General features: G+C 49.6%; 25 protein-coding genes. 20 read left to right on the forward strand and 5 right to left on the reverse strand.

What is annotated here, in order from left to right; genetic code table 11:
- The first annotated feature begins 314 nt into the window (after positions 1-314).
- The 3 genes from AB1656_00760 to AB1656_00770 are packed head-to-tail and all read left to right on the forward strand — an operon-like array spanning position 315 to position 1,136.
- Positions 315-512: a hypothetical protein gene (locus tag AB1656_00760; protein ID MEW6233891.1), complete on the forward strand. Its 198-nt coding sequence runs from the start codon at positions 315-317 to the stop codon at positions 510-512.
- Positions 513-543: 31 nt separating this feature from the next.
- Positions 544-846, forward strand: a complete 303-nt coding sequence (locus tag AB1656_00765) for a BrnT family toxin (GenBank protein ID MEW6233892.1) — start codon at positions 544-546, stop codon at positions 844-846.
- Entirely contained in the window at positions 843-1,136 is a 294-nt protein-coding gene (locus AB1656_00770) for a BrnA antitoxin family protein (GenBank protein MEW6233893.1), read from the forward strand. The genes AB1656_00765 and AB1656_00770 overlap by 4 nt, the downstream gene beginning before the upstream one ends.
- 189 nt (positions 1,137-1,325) lie before the next feature.
- On the opposite strand, the gene AB1656_00775 is transcribed toward AB1656_00770, so the two are convergent.
- Positions 1,326-2,630, reverse strand: coding sequence for an adenylate/guanylate cyclase domain-containing protein (locus tag AB1656_00775; GenBank protein ID MEW6233894.1), 1,305 nt, complete (start codon positions 2,628-2,630; stop codon positions 1,326-1,328).
- 227 nt (positions 2,631-2,857) lie between these two features.
- On the opposite strand from AB1656_00775, the gene AB1656_00780 reads away from it, so the two are divergent.
- The 15 genes from AB1656_00780 to AB1656_00850 all read left to right on the forward strand — a co-directional run bounded on the left by AB1656_00780 (position 2,858) and on the right by AB1656_00850 (position 10,837).
- Positions 2,858-3,085 carry a hypothetical protein gene (locus AB1656_00780; GenBank protein MEW6233895.1) on the forward strand — a complete coding sequence of 76 codons (228 nt, stop codon included), beginning with the start codon at positions 2,858-2,860 and terminating at the stop codon, positions 3,083-3,085.
- Between the two features lie 97 nt (positions 3,086-3,182).
- A complete protein-coding gene (gene recA, locus AB1656_00785; GenBank protein MEW6233896.1) occupies positions 3,183-4,229 on the forward strand; it encodes a recombinase RecA in 1,047 nt (348 codons plus the stop codon).
- 56 nt (positions 4,230-4,285) lie between these two features.
- Positions 4,286-5,371 carry an MmcB family DNA repair protein gene (locus tag AB1656_00790; protein ID MEW6233897.1) on the forward strand — a complete coding sequence of 362 codons (1,086 nt, stop codon included), beginning with the start codon at positions 4,286-4,288 and terminating at the stop codon, positions 5,369-5,371.
- Positions 5,372-5,507: 136 nt separating this feature from the next.
- A complete protein-coding gene (locus AB1656_00795; protein MEW6233898.1) occupies positions 5,508-5,780 on the forward strand; it encodes a BrnT family toxin in 273 nt (90 codons plus the stop codon).
- On the forward strand, positions 5,767-6,003 hold the full coding sequence (locus AB1656_00800) for a hypothetical protein (protein ID MEW6233899.1): 237 nt from the start codon (positions 5,767-5,769) through the stop codon (positions 6,001-6,003). Before AB1656_00795 ends, AB1656_00800 begins: the two co-directional genes overlap by 14 nt.
- A gap of 49 nt (positions 6,004-6,052) precedes the next feature.
- Entirely contained in the window at positions 6,053-6,328 is a 276-nt protein-coding gene (locus AB1656_00805) for a helix-turn-helix transcriptional regulator (protein ID MEW6233900.1), read from the forward strand.
- A 125-nt stretch (positions 6,329-6,453) separates the two neighbouring features.
- On the forward strand, positions 6,454-6,723 hold the full coding sequence (locus AB1656_00810) for a nucleotidyltransferase domain-containing protein (GenBank protein MEW6233901.1): 270 nt from the start codon (positions 6,454-6,456) through the stop codon (positions 6,721-6,723).
- A 154-nt stretch (positions 6,724-6,877) separates the two neighbouring features.
- Complete coding sequence (locus AB1656_00815; protein ID MEW6233902.1) at positions 6,878-7,111, forward strand: addiction module protein; 234 nt, start codon at positions 6,878-6,880, stop codon at positions 7,109-7,111.
- A gap of 27 nt (positions 7,112-7,138) precedes the next feature.
- Positions 7,139-7,384: a YgiT-type zinc finger protein gene (locus AB1656_00820; protein MEW6233903.1), complete on the forward strand. Its 246-nt coding sequence runs from the start codon at positions 7,139-7,141 to the stop codon at positions 7,382-7,384.
- A gap of 56 nt (positions 7,385-7,440) precedes the next feature.
- Positions 7,441-7,653 carry a type II toxin-antitoxin system HicB family antitoxin gene (locus AB1656_00825; GenBank protein MEW6233904.1) on the forward strand — a complete coding sequence of 71 codons (213 nt, stop codon included), beginning with the start codon at positions 7,441-7,443 and terminating at the stop codon, positions 7,651-7,653.
- 19 nt (positions 7,654-7,672) lie between these two features.
- Positions 7,673-7,858: a hypothetical protein gene (locus AB1656_00830; protein MEW6233905.1), complete on the forward strand. Its 186-nt coding sequence runs from the start codon at positions 7,673-7,675 to the stop codon at positions 7,856-7,858.
- 32 nt (positions 7,859-7,890) lie between these two features.
- Positions 7,891-8,139 carry a DUF4160 domain-containing protein gene (locus AB1656_00835; protein ID MEW6233906.1) on the forward strand — a complete coding sequence of 83 codons (249 nt, stop codon included), beginning with the start codon at positions 7,891-7,893 and terminating at the stop codon, positions 8,137-8,139.
- A complete protein-coding gene (locus AB1656_00840) occupies positions 8,111-8,386 on the forward strand; it encodes a DUF2442 domain-containing protein (GenBank protein MEW6233907.1) in 276 nt (91 codons plus the stop codon). The genes AB1656_00835 and AB1656_00840 overlap by 29 nt, the downstream gene beginning before the upstream one ends.
- 325 nt (positions 8,387-8,711) lie before the next feature.
- Positions 8,712-10,040, forward strand: a complete 1,329-nt coding sequence (locus tag AB1656_00845; GenBank protein MEW6233908.1) for a ribonuclease H-like domain-containing protein — start codon at positions 8,712-8,714, stop codon at positions 10,038-10,040.
- 203 nt (positions 10,041-10,243) lie between these two features.
- A complete protein-coding gene (locus AB1656_00850) occupies positions 10,244-10,837 on the forward strand; it encodes a prepilin-type N-terminal cleavage/methylation domain-containing protein (protein MEW6233909.1) in 594 nt (197 codons plus the stop codon).
- Between the two features lie 56 nt (positions 10,838-10,893).
- Here the strand turns inward: AB1656_00850 and AB1656_00855 are convergent, their stop codons facing one another.
- Both AB1656_00855 and AB1656_00860 read right to left on the reverse strand, forming a co-directional pair.
- The gene (locus tag AB1656_00855) at positions 10,894-12,267 is read right to left on the reverse strand and encodes a sigma-54 dependent transcriptional regulator (protein MEW6233910.1); all 1,374 of its coding nucleotides are present in this window, start codon (positions 12,265-12,267) and stop codon (positions 10,894-10,896) included.
- Positions 12,268-12,335: 68 nt separating this feature from the next.
- Positions 12,336-13,124, reverse strand: coding sequence for a HAMP domain-containing sensor histidine kinase (locus AB1656_00860; protein ID MEW6233911.1), 789 nt, complete (start codon positions 13,122-13,124; stop codon positions 12,336-12,338).
- Between the two features lie 852 nt (positions 13,125-13,976).
- Between AB1656_00860 and AB1656_00865 the strand changes: the two genes are divergently transcribed.
- A complete protein-coding gene (locus AB1656_00865) occupies positions 13,977-14,570 on the forward strand; it encodes a LemA family protein (GenBank protein MEW6233912.1) in 594 nt (197 codons plus the stop codon).
- A gap of 376 nt (positions 14,571-14,946) precedes the next feature.
- Entirely contained in the window at positions 14,947-16,587 is a 1,641-nt protein-coding gene (locus AB1656_00870) for a hypothetical protein (GenBank protein MEW6233913.1), read from the forward strand.
- Here AB1656_00870 and AB1656_00875 read toward each other — a convergent pair.
- Positions 16,538-18,610, reverse strand: a complete 2,073-nt coding sequence (locus AB1656_00875; protein MEW6233914.1) for a hypothetical protein — start codon at positions 18,608-18,610, stop codon at positions 16,538-16,540. The two genes, AB1656_00870 and AB1656_00875, sit on opposite strands and share 50 nt — an antisense overlap.
- Before the next feature lie 13 nt (positions 18,611-18,623).
- Positions 18,624-19,520 carry a phosphoribosylaminoimidazolesuccinocarboxamide synthase gene (locus AB1656_00880; protein ID MEW6233915.1) on the reverse strand — a complete coding sequence of 299 codons (897 nt, stop codon included), beginning with the start codon at positions 19,518-19,520 and terminating at the stop codon, positions 18,624-18,626.
- Between the last annotated feature and the right edge of the window lie 454 nt (positions 19,521-19,974).

Here is a 19,974-nt window from a genome sequence, read left to right on the forward strand (position 1 = left end):
AAGGATTAATAGAATCACGACTTCTTCGTCTTTCCGAAGCAGCGCCCTGATCTCCTCTTCCGTACACGGCTTTCCTTGAGTCAGAAGATCGCAGACCTTCTGCTCAATCGTTGAATTGGCCATGGGGACCTCAACCCAAATGGGGTTGTATTTCAAATCAATTAAATTACATCTATAGTAACTTCATTAAATCGCTTCCACCCCATTCTGTAAAGACTCCATTCACTTTTCTACTTCATAGGGCTGACCAATTACTCAATATTAGCAAGTAAAAAAGATTTAATGTAAGTTTTTTCAGAAACAAGAGACGAAACATGGAAGACGAAATTGTAGAAGAAATCCGAAGATACCGAGACGCACACGCTCAAAAATTCAACTATGACATAGACGCCATTTGCGAAGATTTTATGGCGTCCCAATTCCATAGCGGGCATCCGGTTGTGCGATTTGAACCGAAGAAGCTTGCCAGCAAAGCGAAAGAGCAGACAGATAAACGCAAGAGTTCCACTTGACAAGCGTATATGTCTGCGATATACAAATAGTATGGAAGGAAACGAACGATTAGCGAGATGCACGGGATTCGATTGGGATAAGGGCAACCTCCTCAAAAACTGGCATCGTCATCGCGTTACAGCCTCGGAGTGCGAACAAGTATTCTTCAACCAACCGCTAATACTCGCATCGGACGAAAAGCACTCCCAACGAGAATCCCGGTATTTCGGACTCGGCCGCACGGAGGCCGGCCGGTTGCTCTTTGTCGTCTTCACAATCCGCGGACAACTCATCCGCATTATCTCGGCGCGCGATATGAATCGGAAAGAAAGGATGGTTTACAACGTCTCATGAAGCGCATGAAGATACCAACGTTTAAATCGGAAGACGAGGAGCGCGAATTTTGGGAGAAAGCCGATTCGACGGAATATCTCGATTGGTCTAAGGCTCGCCGCACCCTTCTTCCTGATCTTAAGCCGACTCTTAAAACCATTTCTCTGCGGCTTCCGGAATTCATGATCGCCGAACTCAAGGTTCTCGCGAATAAGAGGGATGTCCCTTATCAATCGCTGCTTAAGATATTCCTGGCTGAGAGAATCCGTCAGGAAATCGAGGTGGATCGTTTAGATCATCCGGAGAAGTAACGGAAACTATGTTCAATACATTGCCGTAGTTACGTAATGTATCTACAATATAGTATGAGATACGAATGGGATGAAACAAAGCGCCGCGTCAATATTCGTAAGCACGGCATTGATTTTTCTGATTATTTCTTTAGGAACTTCGGTCTAATTGATGAGTCAAATAACGCAATATCCCAGCGAAAAGGCCCGTTAGCGCGCGGGGAAGCGGTGCGGCTGCCTTGCCTGGCGGACGGGCGGGGGAGCCGTCGCTAGTTTGGGCGGAACGCGGAACCATTTCAAATTCATGACTTTATATGGTTCGCTGAGTCCGGAAAACTCGCAAATCCCATATTCTTCTACATAGGGGCCGTAATCCGGGTCGATCATCTTGGACAATTCTTCCGAAAGCAGAATTTCGTCGGCGCTGGCTTGGGATTGAATGCCCTTGCCCGCCCGCATGTCTTTGGTCTGGATTAGCTCCTCCCCCTGCATAGCCACTTCGCCGATATGAATCCCGATGGCGGCGCGCACCTGCTTGTTTTGGGGAACGTTGATGTTGCGGCGAAACAGGGATTGCATGATGAGGACGGAGGAAACGATGGCCATATCCGCGTCCTCCGCGGTAAAAGAGGCGAAAATCTGATCGCCCTCGCACGATTTGACGAAAGCGCTGCGGCAACTGGTAAAGGAGCGGTGGCATAACGTTTGGTATTCTTGAATCAGGCTGCTGGCGTGCCGGTCGCCGAACGACCAGAACTTTTTCGTCGATTCGCAAACGTCGATATAAACGATCACCCAATGATGAAAGGCTTTATCGTCGCCGCTCTCTTCGGAAACAGCCGCGCTTCCTTCCAGCGCCTTCGAACCTTCGTCGGCTTTCACTGGTCCGATATCGACCAAAACTTTCGCTTCGTAGATTTTTTGCGGTTGGGGAATGTTCTTTAAATTCGCTGTGCGTAGATAGCGCAGAGAGAACCGCTTGTCTTTATTCAATTCATCGTAGAGATCTTCGGAAATGAGAATCTGGCCGGGAGCGGCTTGGGTTTGAATCCGTTTGGCCATGTTGTTAGTATTCGATTGATGGATTAAACCGTCGTGGTAGACGATGTAACCTTGATGGATTCCTATGCAGGGCAGCAGTTTAAAATTGTCTTCCTGAAACTGGTTCCAATCCTCCAAAGCGGTCATGACGGTTTTCGCCCCTAGGATCGCCTGCGCGGGATCCTCGAAGCAGCATACGATTTGTGGACCGCCGCCCGGTTCGATGAAGCATGAGTTTTTTTGCTCGAGTACGGCTCGGACCTGCTTTTGATAAAGATCGAAGATTACGTTGGCCACCTGTTCCCCCTGATCCCATACCGCCTTGGCGGAGGTGGACACGTCGATGAACATGATGGTCCAAAACTTCTGGTTCGTATCGCGGTAATCTTTTTCGATCTTTTCCCGCTTATCGATGGCTTGCTTCAGCTTCTCTTCCAGACTATTGGATGACGCCGGTTTTTTATAGTCTCTCATGATTTTTCGATAACGCCTGTTTCAATTTTTCGTAATCGGATGAGCCGATAGTATGACTTCCGATCCGCGCAAAGAATCCCCAAAAAAACAGGTTGACATCGGGAATGGCTTTCTCTCGTTTTGGTAAAAAACGAGAGTGGGGCAATTCTTTGGATCTGCAATAATAGAATGACCGCAATCGAAAGTCATGACGAATTAGTGTATGACTTAAAATCGATACTTTCAAGTTGATAATCCCTGTTTCGCATCGGGAGCGGCGCGAAAGAGAAAACTCCGCCGATCTCAGCCTCCTGCGCCTCTCTTCGCGCAGCCGTCAATCCATACGCTTCGCAAAGCAAAACGCTGCCAAGGATATCTACTCTATTTATTATACGCCCTTCCAAAACATCCAAGAAATTCTCTTTTCGAAATTCCGGAAAATTCGCGCTTCGGCGCTTTCTCCGCCATGCGCTTGATAAGAAAAAATAGCGTTGAAATGGCTTCCCCTCTTGCCTGGCGAAGAATCTTTTGCTTGAATAAACAAATGTTCAACAAAATAAAAGGAGAAAAGTCATGGCTACCGATCAAAAAGACCGGAAAAAAGCGATCGATCTCGCCATATCCCAAATAGAAAAGCATTTTGGGCGCGGTTCGATCATGAAAATGGGCGATATTCCCAAACAGGACATCCCCGTGATCCCTACAGGCTCGTTGGGATTGGATTGGGCTTTAGGTATAGGCGGCGTTCCGCGCGGGCGAGTCGTGGAGATTTTTGGCCCCGAATCCTCCGGCAAGACCACGTTGGCGCAACATATCGTCGCCGAGGCGCAAAAACTGGGCGGCGTCGCCGCCTTCGTCGATGCCGAGCACGCTATCGACGTCCATTACGCGGCCAAGTTGGGCGTCGATATCGAGAATCTGCTCGTCGCCCAGCCGGATACGGGCGAGCAAGCCCTCGATATCGTCGAAATGCTGGTGCGCAGCAACGCGCTGGACGTGATCGTCATCGATTCGGTGGCTGCCTTGGTGCCGCAGGCGGAAATCGATGGCGAGATGGGCGACAACCAAATGGGATTGCAAGCCCGGCTCATGTCGAAAGCGCTGCGCAAACTGACGGCCATTCTCAACAAATCACACACCTGCGCCGTCTTCATCAACCAGATTCGCGAAAAAATCGGCGTCATGTTCGGCAATCCGGAAACGACGACGGGAGGACGCGCCCTCAAATTCTATTCCTCCGTCCGCCTCGACATCCGCCGCACCGGCACCATCAAGGAAAAGGGCGAATCCGTAGGCAACCAAGTGAAAGTGAAAGTCGTGAAGAACAAAATGGCGCCGCCGTTCCGCGAAGCGGAATTTGACCTCATGTTCGGCGAAGGCATCTCCCGCACCGGCGAAGTCCTCGATCTCGGCGTCGCCTATAAAATCGTCGACAAGAGCGGCGCGTGGTATATGTACAAAGACGATAAACTGGGACAAGGCCGCGAGAACGCTAAAAACACCCTAAAAAACAATCCCGCCCTCTTCGATGAGATCAGCGCCCAAGTCCGCACGGCCCTGAACGAAAACTCTCCCCTGGCAGCGACGGCGGCGCCGGAGAAGGCGGAAGTAGAAGAGTGATGGAGCGAGGAAAGACGATATCCGTGTTTTCCGGCTGATTTAGAAGGAGAAAGTAAATGTTCAAGGTGGATATTGAAAACAAGAGGCTTGTCAAGATCCTTGTGACATCATTTAGTGCTTTGAATCTCAAAGAACGATTCGATATTCAAGAATGGATCGATGGAACGCCAGAGATTCTTGGCGAGGATTTACTCGTTATCGCCAAAGAACTAATACTGCCGTCGAGCAGGCGTCTTGATTTGTTGGCGGTAGACAAGGAGGGCGCACTTGTCATCATAGAACTCAAGAGGGATGACTCCGGCTCCGACGTCGAGTGGCAGGCAATCAAGTACGCTTCATACTGTTCAAGTTTTTCTCAAGACGAAATCTACAAGTATTTCGCCGAGTATCTTGGTACGGATATTGATGATGCACAGGTTAAGATTGAGGAATTCATAGATTGCGAACCTGAAAACCTGAACGAGAAACAAAGGATAATCTTGGTTTCGAAAGAGTTCAATTCCGAAGTTATTTCAGCTGTACTTTGGTTGCGAGACGCGTTAATCGATATAGAATGTCTCCGTATAACGCCACATGTTGACCAACAGAGAAATATCTTCATAAACGCTGATATCATTATTCCCCTGCCCGAAGCAAGAGATTATATCCAGAAAAAAGAAGTTAAGGTAAAAGAGCAGAAAATCCCAGGGAAAAGTTCATTCTCGCTAGAGGCCTCAGATTTATCGGAAGATCAACTAAAAGAGAAAATTTTCCATACTCTCATTCGACCGAGCGATTTGACGCCACGATTTCGCGCTTTCCTCGAAATAATTATCTCGGAGGACCGTGTTTATGACCGTGAAGAGGTGAAGCAAGGTCTTGTTGAGGCTGGAATAAGCAATGATATCGGTCAAGCAGGACGTTACCTCAGCAACATTTCTCAGTTTTTAACTAAGAAGTCTAATCCCCACTTACGGCAAGCAATCGCATTCAAGACAAGTGGAGCGCATGGCGAGACCAAAGACAACTACCGCGTTATTTCCGAGTATCGCGGTTTAATTCAACAGGCTCTCGAAGAAACAAATGGGGAAATGCCGGAAGATATACAAGATAACCAACATATAGAAGCAGACGCGGCGCAAGCTCCACTCAACTCATCATGAGATAGGGTTAAAAATTGGCGTGGTGGATTACGCTTAGTCTTTAATCCGCCCTGCGATACCTTGTTTGTAGAATGCCAACGCCAAATTATTCGAAATTGAGAGCGTCGATTATAATAATTATAGAAATGACGCAAATATGAAGTTCGCATGGGATGCCAAAAAGGCGCGTTCAAACCTCAAAAAACATAAAGTATCTTTTGAGGAGGCCTCGACGTCTTTGAGCGATCCTTTCGCGGCGACAGGCGCCGACCCGGATCATGGGCTCAATGAATTTCGTTATATTACTTTTGGCGTATCGGAAGAGGGACGGTTGTTAGTAGTTGCACATACCGAGGAAGACGAGATAATTCGGATCATCAGCGCTCGTCTCGCAAGTAAAGGAGAGCGAAAAATCTATGAAGAAGGCTAAACAAACGAAACAGGACGATTTGCGAGACGAGTATCGTCGTTCCGATTTTCCTGGCCCTTTAACGCGCGGCAAATACGCCGAACGTATGCGCGAATCGTCAAACATTGTCGTGCTCAAACCGGAAGTCGCCGAGGCTTTCCCCAACGCGGAGGCTGTCAACTCGGCGCTCCTTTCGCTCATCAAACTCGCGCAAAAGATCATACGCTCGAACGAACGCTCATGAAATCGCGTCGCCAATCCTTTATGTCTGTTTTTATTACGAGGTTGATGCCATGAGCGATATAAAAAAATACATCGAAAAACGCAAAAAAGCCGATCCTGCTTTCGAGGAAGGATTTGACGCAGGATATGAGACGTTCAAACTTGGCGTCTTGCTTAAACAAGCGAGAGAAGAAGCGGGGTTGACGCAAGAACAGATCGCGGAAAAATTGAACGCCAAGAAATCTGCCATTTCAAAAATGGAAAACCATGCCGAAGATGTTCGCCTATCGGCTCTCGAAAAATTCGCCGAAGCGCTTGGGAAAAAAATGATTGTGGCGATTCGCTGATCCGATGGATGAGTAAACGAAAAAAAGCCGATCCTGCTTTCGAGGAAGGTTTTGATGCTGGATACGAGACCTTCAAACATGGCGTCTTACTTAAACAGGAGAGAGAAAAGGTATAATAAATCATCATGATTTCCGACGCCGACAAACGAATCATTCAACAGATAGCCCGCAAGTACTCCGTCAAACGCGTAGTATTGTTCGGTTCCAGCCTATCCCCTGAAAAAGAAAGCCGGGATATTGATATCGGCGTGGAAGGCGTGGAGGAGAAGGATTTTTTCGCTTTCTACGGCGATCTACTCTGCGCCTTATCGAAACCGGTCGATGTAATCGATCTTTCCAAGAAAAACCGTTTCGTCGAAATCGTCCAACAGGAGGGAACGCCTCTTTATGTTTGATTACCGCCTTCGCATCGAAGCCGACGGGTGGCAAGGGGAAAGTTATTCTGCCCTTGAGTTAAACACAGGGACGGTTGTTAGTGGTTGCCCATACCGAGGAAGACGAGACGATTCGGACCATCAGCGCTCGTCTCGCAAGCAAAGGAGATAAATCATGCCTGCAATTTTAGAAAAGATTTTCGAGGAAGCGATTTTGCTGCCTGCTGATGCGAGAATGAGTTTAATCGAAAAGCTCCTATCAAGTCTTAATCTCCCGACGCAGCCAGAAATCGATCGCCTCTGGGCGGAGGAAGCCGAACGGCGAATCTCCCAAATAGATAAAGGGGAAGTGGAACTAATATCCGGGGAAGATGTATTCGCTGCAATTCGCGAGAAGTACCGGAGATGAAATACTGGAAGATAAGGAGATAAGAAAATGGAAAAATATGTTGAAAAATGCCCGCGTTGCGGGGGAGAGGTAATGGAAAAAGAAGTGACCGAAGTTTTATATGGCGGAGTCAATACGGCGATTTTGCATGTTGCCGCGGGAGTCTGTTTAGTATGCGGGGAGAGGTTGTACGCTCCCGAGATGGTGCGAAAATTCGAAGAGATCGAATTAAAATTAGAGCAACAGAATACTTCGGAGTTCATGCCCCTTGGACGCTCCTATCGGGCCGTATGATCTTAACGCCTATTAGGCAGCAATGAAGAAAAGGTAATCGTCAGGAAATTGAGATCGTGAAGAACGAATATACCGCCGTGGTAAAACAAGAGGACGATTGGTGGATCGGCTGGATTGAAGAAATTCCAGGCGTCAATGGCCAGGAAAAAACGTATGAAGAATTGAAAGAATCGCTGGAAATTACGTTGCGTGAAGCACTGGAATTCTATCGCCAGGATGCGCTGAACGCCGCAGGAAGCGATTGCATAAAAGAAAAAAACTGTGTATGAAGCAAGAGAGGTTAAGAACATGCATGCGCAAACGGATTACGTCAAAGCCATAGCGGAAATCGCTGCGGCGATGCCGCTGGCGCGTACCGTGCAGCTCTATGAATTCGCGCTTTTCCTCAAGTCGCATCCATTGCCATTAGAAGAAACTTATGAAGAAATCGCAGCGGATAAAGCGCGAGTTGACAACCAGCTACATAATTGTTAATCGCTGTTTGCGCTTATCGAAATGAATAAACTATGCCGACTATTCTTAGACTTGGCCCGTATCGGATATACTTCGTCAGTCATGACATCTTGAATGAACCGCCGCATATCCATATTGATCGCGAGGATCAATCAGCCAAGTTTTGGCTCAATCCAGTGTCGTTGTCTCGTAATCTAGGCTTCAGTCCCTACGAATTAAGGAGTATTGAAAGGCTCCTAAGAGAACGCCAACAAGAACTTTTGGAGGCTTGGAATGTCTACTTCAGACGTCAAACCCGGTGAACGGGTGAAAGATGTCCATTTTACGGAAGACGCCATCAGCGTCGATCTTGTCGATGGACGCACAATTTCTGCGCCTTTGGCATGGTATCCCCGGTTATTGCATGCCGCGCCTGAACAGCGGGAAAATTGGCGCATCGCCGGAGGCGGTTATGGAATTCACTGGCCGGATATTGATGAAGATTTGAGCACGGAGGGTTTATTGCGCGGCGCTCCCGCGCCTTATGGCGCGGGACTGGTTAAGGCTTAACATCTTTACTTTCGCATAGTAATGCTGCCGCATGTTACTAAAGAAAAATTGGCATTGGCGACTTATTAACTCATGTTACGCAGGAAGGCCATTTTTACATAAATTTTATGTTTTCCCAATCCCTCTCCCAAGATGGGGAGAGGTTAGGTGAGGGTTGATATGGTTAGACTTAAAACCCCCACCCTAACCCTCTCCCAATGGGCGAGGGAAGAGAAATGCGTATTATCAGTTATTAACTAATCGTGCGTACGGCAAAGTCATTGTTCGGCGCGCATGACAATCTCGATTGTTTTTTGAATAGATTATTCCATACGGCGCTAAATTCATGGCGGATCTTTACGAAAAGTTGAAACGTTTTTCCAGCGTCAACTCGGCGGGGAAAAAAACCGAGGAAGTCTTGCCTGCGCCCTTGCAACCTGTCTCTATCCCGCAGCAACTTCTGCAAATTCCCGGCCTGGTCAGCGGCGCGCAACTGATCGGCGCCATCGAAAAAAGAGAAGCGGAAAAAAAGAAAGTTCTCTTGGCGGCGGGTGTGGAGGAGACAACCAACTCCGTTGGTTCCTACGGTTTGCGCCTAATGCGGTTTGGCGGCGTCTCGCTCCCTTATCCGCCGCAAGATATTATTGGCCGCGAGATTGTCCGGCAAACGGGAGAGGAATTTTTCCAAAATATTCGATCCGAAGACCTGCTTTTTTTGGATACGGAAACGACGGGATTGGCGGGAGGAACGGGAACGCTTCCCTTTCTGATCGGCGCGGGGTATTTCGAAGACGGAGATTTTTGCCTGCGCCAGTATTTGATGCGCGATTACGACGAGGAACCCGCCGTTCTGCATGAGTTGCTCGATCTGTTCCCGCGTTTCCGCGCCCTGGCGAGTTATAACGGAAAATGCTTCGATGCGCCGCTGCTCCATTCGCGCTTCCTCCTGAACCGCCTGCCATCGCCGTTGCTGGAGCTTCCCCATTATGACGTACTCTATCCGGCGCGCCGTTTTTGGAGAGACCGCCTGCCCAACTGCTCTCTTTCCACCATCGAAGCGGCCATACTGGGACGCCGGCGCGACGAAGACGTTCCCAGCGAGCAGATTCCCTTTATCTATTTCGATTTTCTGCGCGGCTTGCGCGTTTATCGAATGAAACCGGTGATTAGCCATAATGCGGAAGACATCCTCTCGCTGGCCATGCTGGCCGCGAAGACGTGCCGCATGACCCAATCTCCGTTGGGGGAATGCGGGCATGGTCTGGAATTGGCTGGATATGGGCGATTTTTGGCCTTTAACGGCGATGGAGAAACGGCCTGCGCCTGCCTGGAAGAAAGTTTACGCCGAGGCGACTTGCCCGGCGGCGCCCAACTCGCCGTTTATCGTCTGCTCGCCAAACTCTACAAACGCCGGGAGCGTTATCTCGAAGCCGCCGCCATCAACCGCCGTGCGCTAGGCGAATTCGATGATTTCTTCGCCTGCGTCGATCTGGCCAAGTTTTATGAGCATCACGCCAAGCAATGCGGCGAGGCGCTTCATCTTACCGAACGCGCGTTGCGGAAAATCGCCGAAGATCGGGAATTGGAGGATGCGATTTTCCAACGGAAACGCGAATGGGAAGAAAAACTGAATCATCGCCGACGGCGGCTTTTGCGGAAATTGCAAGGGAATTAATCGATAGCCAAACCAAGCCGCTCTCGATCGTCTTTTCCATCGAATGCGAATCGCTTTCTCTTCCGAACTTATTCGAAAAAGCTCTTGAATTCTTTCTGTTAATAATCGGTTATTTCCCGCTCTTTTTTGCCTTTCCCTATTTTTCTTTTTCATTTACCTTTATATATAATATAATCAATAGTAGAGCGGATTGGAGAACGATCATGAAAGAAAAAACCGCGTTTACGCTTATTGAATTGCTTATCGTTGTCGCCATTATCGGACTTTTGGCGGCTATCGCTGTCCCTAATTTTCTCAATGCGCAGACAAGGGCCAAAATCGCCCGCATCGAGGCCGATTTCAAAACTATCGCCACCGCCCTCGAAATGTACCGTCTGGACAACGGCGCCTATATCAGCCGCGCCAATAACATCTCCTGGCCATATCGCTTCTATCCCCTCACCACGCCGGTTTCCTACCTCAGCCAAGGCCGCTGGCCCGATCCCTTCGCGCCGATGGGCGCCCGAACACCCGACGGCGACCCCGTCAACTACGCTTACGAATCGAAAGGCTGGAAAGATAGCGAAAATCCTTTAGGCAGAGCTTACCCGACCTTCGCTAAAAAATTCGTAAATTCCCCTCATATCTGGCTGCATGGAAGGGAAGCGAATTATGAATGGGCGCTGATATCCGCTGGTCCTGATTTCGATCTGCAAGCCGATGCCGGCGCCAGAGCCAAGCCGGACGATCTATTCTTCTTTTACGATTCGTCCAATGGCATAAAAAGCGCGGGCGACATCATCCGTTTCGGGCCGTGAAACGTATATTTTTAGAGGCAGGACGGGGAGAGCAAGGTTTTTTGCTGTTGAATTTCCTATAACAAGCCGTATTTTTTCCCTTTTTCCCGGATCGTCTTACGGCTGGCGCCGGAGATTTGAGAGGCTTTGGAAATATTGCCGTTGACGCGATCGATCAATTCGGAAAGATAGTTGCGTTCGAAGGTTTCCACGGCGGAATAAAAGGGAACGGACAGGTTCGGCGAGTCGGGTTTGGTGGATTTTTTTCCCTCCTCCTCCAGGAAGGGCTGGGTGAAAATCAAATCCTTTTTTTCGATCATATCTCCTTCCGTAAACGCCGCCGCCCGATCCACCACCGTCCGCAGCTCGCGCACGTTGCCGAGCCAGGGATATTTCATAAGCGCTTCGATGGCCTCGGCGCTGAATTTCGTGGGAATCCGATCGTAATATTGCGCGTTCTGATCCAGAAAATACTGCGCCAAGAGGATGATGTCTTCCTTGCGTTCCCGAAGAGGGGGAATGGTGATGATGAATCCGCTCAGCCGGTAGAAGAGATCCTCGCGAAATCGTCCCCTTTCCACCAATCGCTGCAACCTGGCGTTGGAGGCGGCTATGATGCGCATATCCACAGGGATCATCGTGTTTTCCCCTAAGCGGCGTACCTTTTTTTCTTCGATGACCCGCAGCAAACGAGATTGAAGGTAAGCGGAAGCGTTGCCGACTTCATCCAAAAGCAGCGTCCCTCCATGAGCGGCTTCGATCATCCCGATGCGGTCGGCGGCGGCGCCGGTGAAAGAGCCATGCTTGTGGCCGAAAAGCTCGCTTTCCAGAAGAGTATCCGAGAGCGCGCCGCAATCGATGGGCATGAACCGTTTGGAAGCGCGGCTGCTGCACAGATGAATGGCTTGCGCCGCCAGTTCTTTGCCCACGCCGCTTTCGCCTTGAACCAGGACGGCGCCCTGCATCTTGGCAATGCGGGGGATTAGGTTAAAAATCTTCCGCATGGCGGGGGATTTGCCGACGAGGTTATAGAAACTATGGCTGTTGCGATCATACCCCCGGATGGAAACCCTCCGGCGTACGCGATCCACGTTGAGGATGATTTCCTGGGGTTCGACGGGTTTGATAAGATAGTTCAGCGCTCCCCGGCGCATGGCTTCCACCGCGCTGTTGATGGTTCCATAGCCGGTGATAATCATGACTTCGGCGTCGGGTTGGCGGGATTTGGCTTCCGAAACCAGCTGAACTCCATCCATGCCCGGCATAGACAGATCGGTTAAGATCAGATCGTAAAGATTCCTTTCCAACGTTTTTAACGCTTCTTCGCCGCTGTACGAAATATCCACGGCGTCGCCTTCGCCCGTCAACAGGTCCCGCAGCGTAGCAACCATGTCCGGCTCGTCGTCGACGACGAGAATGCGCAATCCAGGTTCGGAATAAAAAGAATTCATCGCTTTTTTAATCCCATTCCGAAAAAGGAAAATCCAGCGCCTTTCCGAGAAGACGCCCTTTAGCCGTATTACCTCGGACCGGGATGTTCGGGAACGGCGGCCAAGGATGGAAGACAGATCGAAAACGTACTGCCTTTGCCGACGCGGCTTTTTACGGTGATATCGCCTCCTTGCTCGCGGGCGATACTGCGCGCGATCGTCAATCCTAAACCGGTTCCCTGTCCGTTTCTCTTCGTAGTATAAAATCGGTCGAATATTTTTTCCTGCACTTCTTCGGGAATGCCGCATCCTTCATCCATGATGGAAATCCGCAATCCTTGTTTCCAGGATTCCAAAGTAATTGTGATGATTCCTCCTTCATCCATGCTTTGGATGGCGTTCAAGATCAGATTCAATAGGCACTCCTGCAAGGCGTTGCGATCGATCCGGAACAGAGGAAGAGGTTGATAATTCTTATATAATTCGATCTTTCTCCATTCCAATTCCTTGGAAAAGAGAGAGAGGAGATTGTCTACGATATGGCTTACGTCGATCACTTCTTCCGTTTTACTTGAAGCGTGGGATAAGTTGAGCAGATTATCGATGAACTCGCGCGCCCGGTTGATGCTTCGATTGATGATTTCGAGGTTGTTTTGTACGGAAGCGTCCGAACGCCGAAGCGCTCGGTCGATGTTGAAGGCGGCGTTGCGAATCATGCCGAGCAGGTTCCGCATTTCATGCGCGACGCTAAATGAGAGTTGACCGATCGAGGCCATCTTTTCCATGTGGGAGAGATTATGAGGAATCTCCTCCCGGTAGGATGTCTCTTTGGCGGTAAGATTTCGTTCTTCTTTTTCTGTTTTTAGATGAGTAACCATCTTTCTCCATCCACGTTGCTGCGAAAAGATTAATGCTGTTTTCTCAGGGCGTCCGCATTGCGGAAATCATAAGAAGAATCTGATCGGCAAAATCGAAAGTCCCGATAAACTGAGTAATCATAGACCATATACAAGCGATTTACACCGGTTGCGCATTAAAAATAATTTTACAAAATGTTCCTCTATCCCTTTACAACGATAGGGAAATGATCTATTGGGCGAATTGGAACTTCTCTTTACTGTAATAAAGGGAAGGACGCATGTCAACAGTTCGATTTTAATAACTTAGGTTCAATGCGGCGAAAACGTGGAACATCAAGGCCGCAACAAATGGAACATCGTCGCTCTCGAAAAATTTTTCTTATTGAAAATTAATGACTTATGATCGGAACGGGAATCCCACCTCTTCCAAAAAATGTATTGGAATGGGCGGGATAGACCATTCGGCAAGTTTCAAGTTGGCAAATAGTTATTCCCAAAAATGGAACAAGAGGAACAATAGCGGGATAAAGAGACCACCTGGGATTCGCAGCGACAATTTTTCTTTACGATAAACCGGCAAATCACTCGATCGTTTGATATCGATTGCATTATATATATAACATATTTTAACATTCCCTTTTTGCTGGCGCGGCAATCAGGAATGCGAGCGTCCTTAACTTTTGCACTTTTCGTTTTTGCGTGAAGGGATTCCCCAATTTGCTATTGTGTTACGGGAGTTGCCAATTCGCAAGGGATAAACGCCAGCGGTTAAACCTGCAACAGAGATATTTCTCTCGCGTTGTAGTACAGTAAATAAAGACCCGGTTGACGCGTCTTCGATTTTAAATCCATTAAAAATGAGGTTTGAATATGCGCCGTCCCATTCTTCTTACTATTGCGATCATAGGAATGCTTCTGGTTTTTTTTGCGGTTTTGTTTTTCCTGAACGTCGTCGGTTGGTATAACAACGCCGTGGGTTTGAATGAAGAAGCGGATCAACAGTGGGGGCAGGTGCAAAACCAATATCAACGCCGCGCCGACCTTATTCCCAACCTGGTCAATACCGTCAAAGGGTATGCGGAAAAAGAGGAGAAAATATTTACCCAGATTGCGGATGCCCGCTCCCTCATCGGTTTGGCGAGGAGTCCTGTCGAACGCCTCAAAGCAGAAGACGAAATGACCGGATTTCTCTCCCGGCTGCTGGTCATTGCGGAAAACTATCCCCAGCTCAAGGCCAGCGACAACTTCCGCGATTTGCAAGCAGAACTTGCGGGCACGGAAAATCGCATCGCTCAGGAACGCCGCCGTTACAATCAGGTTATCCAATCCTATAATTTTCTCGTCAAAAAATTTCCCGGCCGGTTTTACGCAGTCTTTTTCGGATTCGAACCCGGAGAATTTTTCGAAGCGGTTTCCGAAGCCCAAACGGCGCCCAAAGTCGATTTCAATGAAAAGAAGGAATGACCACTCACCCATCCATACCGCCGCCGTACATAAACCCTCTCGACGATTCATTCAAGGCGCTTGGGAATAAGTCGAAAATAGAGAGAGGCTCTTGAAAAATTAATGAAATCCGTCTTAAAATTCTCCCCGCAAGATTGGGGGGAGTTAGAGGGGGGTTGATTTTAATGGACTTAACGTCAACCCCCTCCTAACCTCCCCCAAGCTTGGGGGAGGAATAAAGGAATTTTTCGAGAGGCTAGAGAGGAAGGGAATTTCCGCAGAACGGAAAATTTCCTTTTTTATGTTTATTACAATGATAAACGTAAGTTTAAATTATTGAGGCGGCGGCGGTTTCTATACGCCGTCGATTCCATTTCAAGGAACGAGGACGGCGTCAATGATAAAGCCAAAATCCACGGTCATTTTTTTTGTTGTTCTTATTAACCTAATTGCATTATCGGCGGAGAATGCGCTATCCGCCGAGGCGGCGAGAAAGCTCGTCCTGTCCGCCGCCTCCGGCGACGCGGGAGCGGAAATCGAAATCGCCGTTTCCATTGACGATGCTCAAGACGTACTCTCCTATCGCATTGTCATCCAGATGCCGAATTTCTCCGGGCGCTATCCTTTGGAATACGTAACCGGCAGCGCTTCCAGCTCGGGGACGTTGACCCAGAAATGGGGCGCGCCCGTGGAGAACGATCTTTCGCAAAATCCTGATCGCGGAATCGTTATTTTCGTCGGCGCCGGAGGCATCGCCCCGCCCCTGGCCAACGGCCCCGGCGTTCTCATGAAATTTAAACTGCGAATCAAGGACGCCGCACGCAACGGCCTGGTGGAACTGGCTTTCGATCCTGCGTTGACTACACTGAACGACGGCCATGTCGCCGTCGATTTGGCGAACGGCTCCGTGCGCGTCGACGCCGTTTATCTCTGGGGAGACGTAGATCGCGACGGTTCGCCCGGCTTGAAAGACGCCCGATCCATCCTCCAATATGACGCCCTTCTCACCCAAACTTTTGAGGGACATTACGACATCCAATATCAATGGCCCAACGATTTTCCTCCCGAAGCGGACGTGAATGGAGACAAAACGATCGGCGCCTACGACGCCTGGCAATTGATTCAGTATGAAATTTTCAACCTGATCTGGTTCCCGGCGGACCTCGACAAAAACGGCTTTGGCCCCGATGCCGGGACGGTGGAAATCAAGCCGGGGACGGTGCGGCGCATTTCTCTGCCCAGCCTGGCCGCTCATCCCGGCGAAATCCTGGAGGTCCACGTTCAAATCAACGAGGCGGAAAGCATCGCCAGTTACCGCGTCGCCGTCGAATTGCCGAGCGCGTCGCCGGATTATCCTCTCGAATACGTCGTCGGCAGCGCCACTGGCGTTGGGACGTTTACGGCGTCTTGGCCGGCGCCGGTCGTGAACGATAAATCGGCGGCGGACGGTTATGTTCTTTTCATCAATATGGCGGAGCGGCAAACGGCGTTGACAAGCGGGCAGGGAACGTTATTCAAATTCAAAGTGCGGATTAAGGAAACCGCCAATCGGGGAACCGTTGGCCTGCAATTTCCATCCTCAGAGAAAAACCTTCTTGTCTCCCGGCTCAACGACGGTCAAATCCCGCTGCTGACGACGAACGGTTCTATGGATGTGCTCGAAATCCCGCAATGCGGCCTCGAATTCATCCCGCCGAACATCAAAGCGCTAGGAAATCTCCAACCTCTTTTCCGCATTCAACTTCCCAGCGAATCGCCACCGTTGTTTTCCATGCAGGGAGACATGCTGGCGGCGGCATCCGCCGAGGGGGATTTTACGTTGATTTCGCGGATTCTTCACTATTCGCCGAACGGCGATCTGGAAGAAATCGCCGTTTTGAGAAACGCGGCGCCCGATTGGCAAATTCTGAATCTCTTCGCGGCGGGCCGCAATCGCGCCTGCGTCGTAATCGGCGGCAAGGAGAGAGCCGAACGCTGCTTCGTCTTCTTCAACGTCCCCTTCGATTTGGCGTTGGTGGACGAGTATATGATTCATTAGTCCGTTGGCTTACCAGCTCATACAACTGCGCGTCGCCGGATTCGATGAGCAATTTGTAATAATGGGGATCGCCCAGGTACGCCCGGTGTCCCAATTGCCGGAGAATGGGATGGGAATCCTCATCGTCGCCGATCCGAAAATAATAGCAGATGCCGCGCGCTAGCAGTTCCTTGTGGTTTTCGGGATAGGGACGTCCATAAAGGGGAATCAATCCGCAATCGTCCAAATGGATAATTTTTAAATCGTCCCGGTAAACATGATAGCGGTTGTCGTGCGTGAGAATAACGGCGCCATTTTCCAAATGATCGTTGATATACTCCCAAACCGGCGCAGCGTCTGGATATGCGAAGCGATAAAAGAATTTTGGGGAAATTCCGGGATAGGCGAATAAGGGAAGCGCCGGATTGGCAATTTTCGATCCCATCAACGAAAACGTCACGCCAGGAACTAGCCCAGCCAGAAGTAATAGAACGCCGTAGAGCGATAACATTCTTCGGCTGGATATGGCGGCGAAATACCGCCCCGCAAAGAGCGCTAATATAGGAAGCACGGCGATCGAGTGATACCAATAAAGGCCGGAAACGGCGTATTGATAAAAAATGTAAAGCCATAACAACAAACCGGAGAGAAGAAAGAAACGCTGCTTCCGCTTCCAGCCAATAAAGAAGGAAGGAATTAGCAATCCCGCCAAAGTAGGAGCGAATCGCCAATCCATGACGAAATAGGGTCCGCTGTTTACGATCTTTTGCCAGAAAGAAGCGCCTAATTTATCCGCGCCCCATCCGTGATAAGTCCATTCCTGGTTGCAAGAAGCCAGCACCGCCGGATCAATGTTGATTCCGCCGAAAATTTGGGGGAAGAAGGCGTAAACCGGATTGCAGGTAACGATCCAGTTTCGAATATTCCAAGTAATCCCCAATAAAAACCATAAGAATAGAACGCCGATGGTTTTGCTCCAGGCGGGCGGCTTTATTTCATCTTTGAGGAAATAAGGCCAAATCGCTGCAAAAAAGACAATCGGCCACACAATCCAGCCCAAATAATTAATATGAGGAAAAATAGCGGCTACGCATAACAGCGGCTGCAAACTGAGCAGCGTCCATTCTTGAAGGCGCCAGGCCAAAAAGAATAGGAATAAGCAGGTATAGCACATTACCAGGGCGTAATCCGACGCCCAAATATAGTAACTCGTAACATAAGGAATGACGCGATAGGCCAACAAGGAAAGTATGGCGATCAGCCGGTTTTTGAAGAGATAAATTGATAAATAATACAAGACCAACAGGCTGCCAACATTCGCCAGCGGCATAAGCATCTGGCCGTAGATATCCGACCAATGCCCGAACATCGCCGCCGTCGCCGCTTGGTGCAGCGCGTATAAATGGGGATAATTCGCGCCCAGCCCCAATCCCACTTGCAAACATACCAGCACGGGAAATCCGCCCTGTTCGTAAGTCATCTTGCCGTAATGAACGTAATAAATAAGCGCGTCCCAATAAGTGACGGGAAACAAGAGGGAATGATAAAAATTCAAGGCGGATATAAAAACTAAAATCGAGAATGCCGACCAATAGATGATCCGATGCTCGCGTTCTTCCAGCGGCTCGGCGGAAAATTCCACGTTCGCAGGTTGGGGGAAATATTTTTTAAGAGCGAAGAAGAGAAGAATTAACGCCAACAGCGAAATCGAAACCGTATAGCGGTTCAGCAGAAAAAAGATGGCGAAACATTCCCATACGAACGTCGTCAGACCGATGCCAATGAAAACCCCGGCGGGAATCTCCACTTGCCGGGGCAACCGTACGAATAAGCGCAAAAAGAAAACGCCCGCCGCTCCTTCCAGCGCCAACGCCAGAATCTCGCAGAACGAATCCCAGTAAAACGAATCGGGAACTCCCCAATGAAAGCGCCCCAATGCCCGGAAGAACGCCGGGAAAACGCCAAGATAAAACGGCTGATGCTTCGCCAGAAAAATCGCGAAACAGACGCTGAACCAAACGAGTAAAAGAATAGGCGTCGCCAACCGGTCGTCGATCTTACGAATGGGCGTTCCACTCCTTCCCGGTAATCATCTGGTAGGCGTCGAGGTAGCGTTTGCGCGTGTTTTCGATGATGCGATCGGGAAGGTTGGGAGGCGGAGGATTTCGGTCCCAGCGGATTTCGTTCAGATAATCCCGCAGAAACTGCTTGTCCAACGCTTCTTGAGGGCCGCCGGGCGAGTAGGTCTCCACCGCCCAAAATCGGGACGAATCAGGAGTTAGAATCTCATCGATCAGCAGGATTTTCCCGTCCAGCATCCCAAATTCGAACTTGGTATCGGCGATGATGACGCCCTGTTCCTGCGCCCGCTTCGATGCGCTTCGATAAAGCGCGATGCTGCGGGCGCGCAACTCTTCGCTTACAGGTCCGCCAACGATATCGACCATCCTGTCGAAGGAGATATTCTCATCATGACCTGCGTCGTTCTTCGTGGCGGGCGTGAACAGCGGCTGCGGCAGTTGTTCAGACTCTTTCAATCCGGCGGGCAGATGGATGCCGCATATACTCTGGTTCTCTTGATACTCCTTCCAGGCGGAGCCGGAAAGGTATCCTCTCACCACACATTCCACTCGCAATGGCTCTACTTTTTTCGTGAGCATCGAACGCAGCTGCAATATTTCTGGGTAGTGGTTGAACGGTTCGGGAAAATCCTCCACGTTGGAAGAGATCATATGGTGCGGCTTCGCTTCCGGCAGTTCGTCGAACCAAAACTTGGACAGCTGCGTCAAAATCGCTCCTTTGTCGGGAACGCCTTGGGGCATAATGCAGTCATACGCGCTGATGCGGTCCGACGCAACCAGGAGCAATCGGTTCCCCAGATCGAAGATATCCCGCACCTTGCCTTTTCTTGTGGGGGCGATATTGGGAATTTGAATTGAGGTAATAGCAGTCATGACAATGCGCTGTTCGCTCCTTTTTTATCCGGCTTGGGAAATAGGTATTTTTTTCGTTTGAGCCTCTTACAAAATTCCACTATTCCTCCCCCAAGCTTGGGGGAGGTTAGGAGGGGGTTGCTTTAAGTCTAACCAAATCAACCCCCCTCTAACTCCCCCCAAGCTTGGGGGGAGAATTTAAAAGCGGATTTTATCAATTTTGCAAGAGTCTCTTACTTTTTTTCGATTTTAATTGCACCCTCGTCTTATTTTCTAAGTCGAAGGGGGTAGTCAGCGCTATGCGTTATTAAACGGAAAATGGCAACATCGCCGGATCCAGTTCTTGCCGCGTATCTACGCCGTTGCGCAGATATTCCGCCGCTTTTTCCGGCGGCATGGGATTGATGTAAAATCCCGTTCCCCATTCGAAGCCCGCCACTTGCGTCAACTTCGGCGTGATTTCCAAATGCCAATG

Source organism: Candidatus Omnitrophota bacterium (genome assembly GCA_040755155.1).
In the GTDB taxonomy this organism is placed as follows: domain Bacteria; phylum Hinthialibacterota; class Hinthialibacteria; order Hinthialibacterales; family Hinthialibacteraceae; genus JBFMBP01.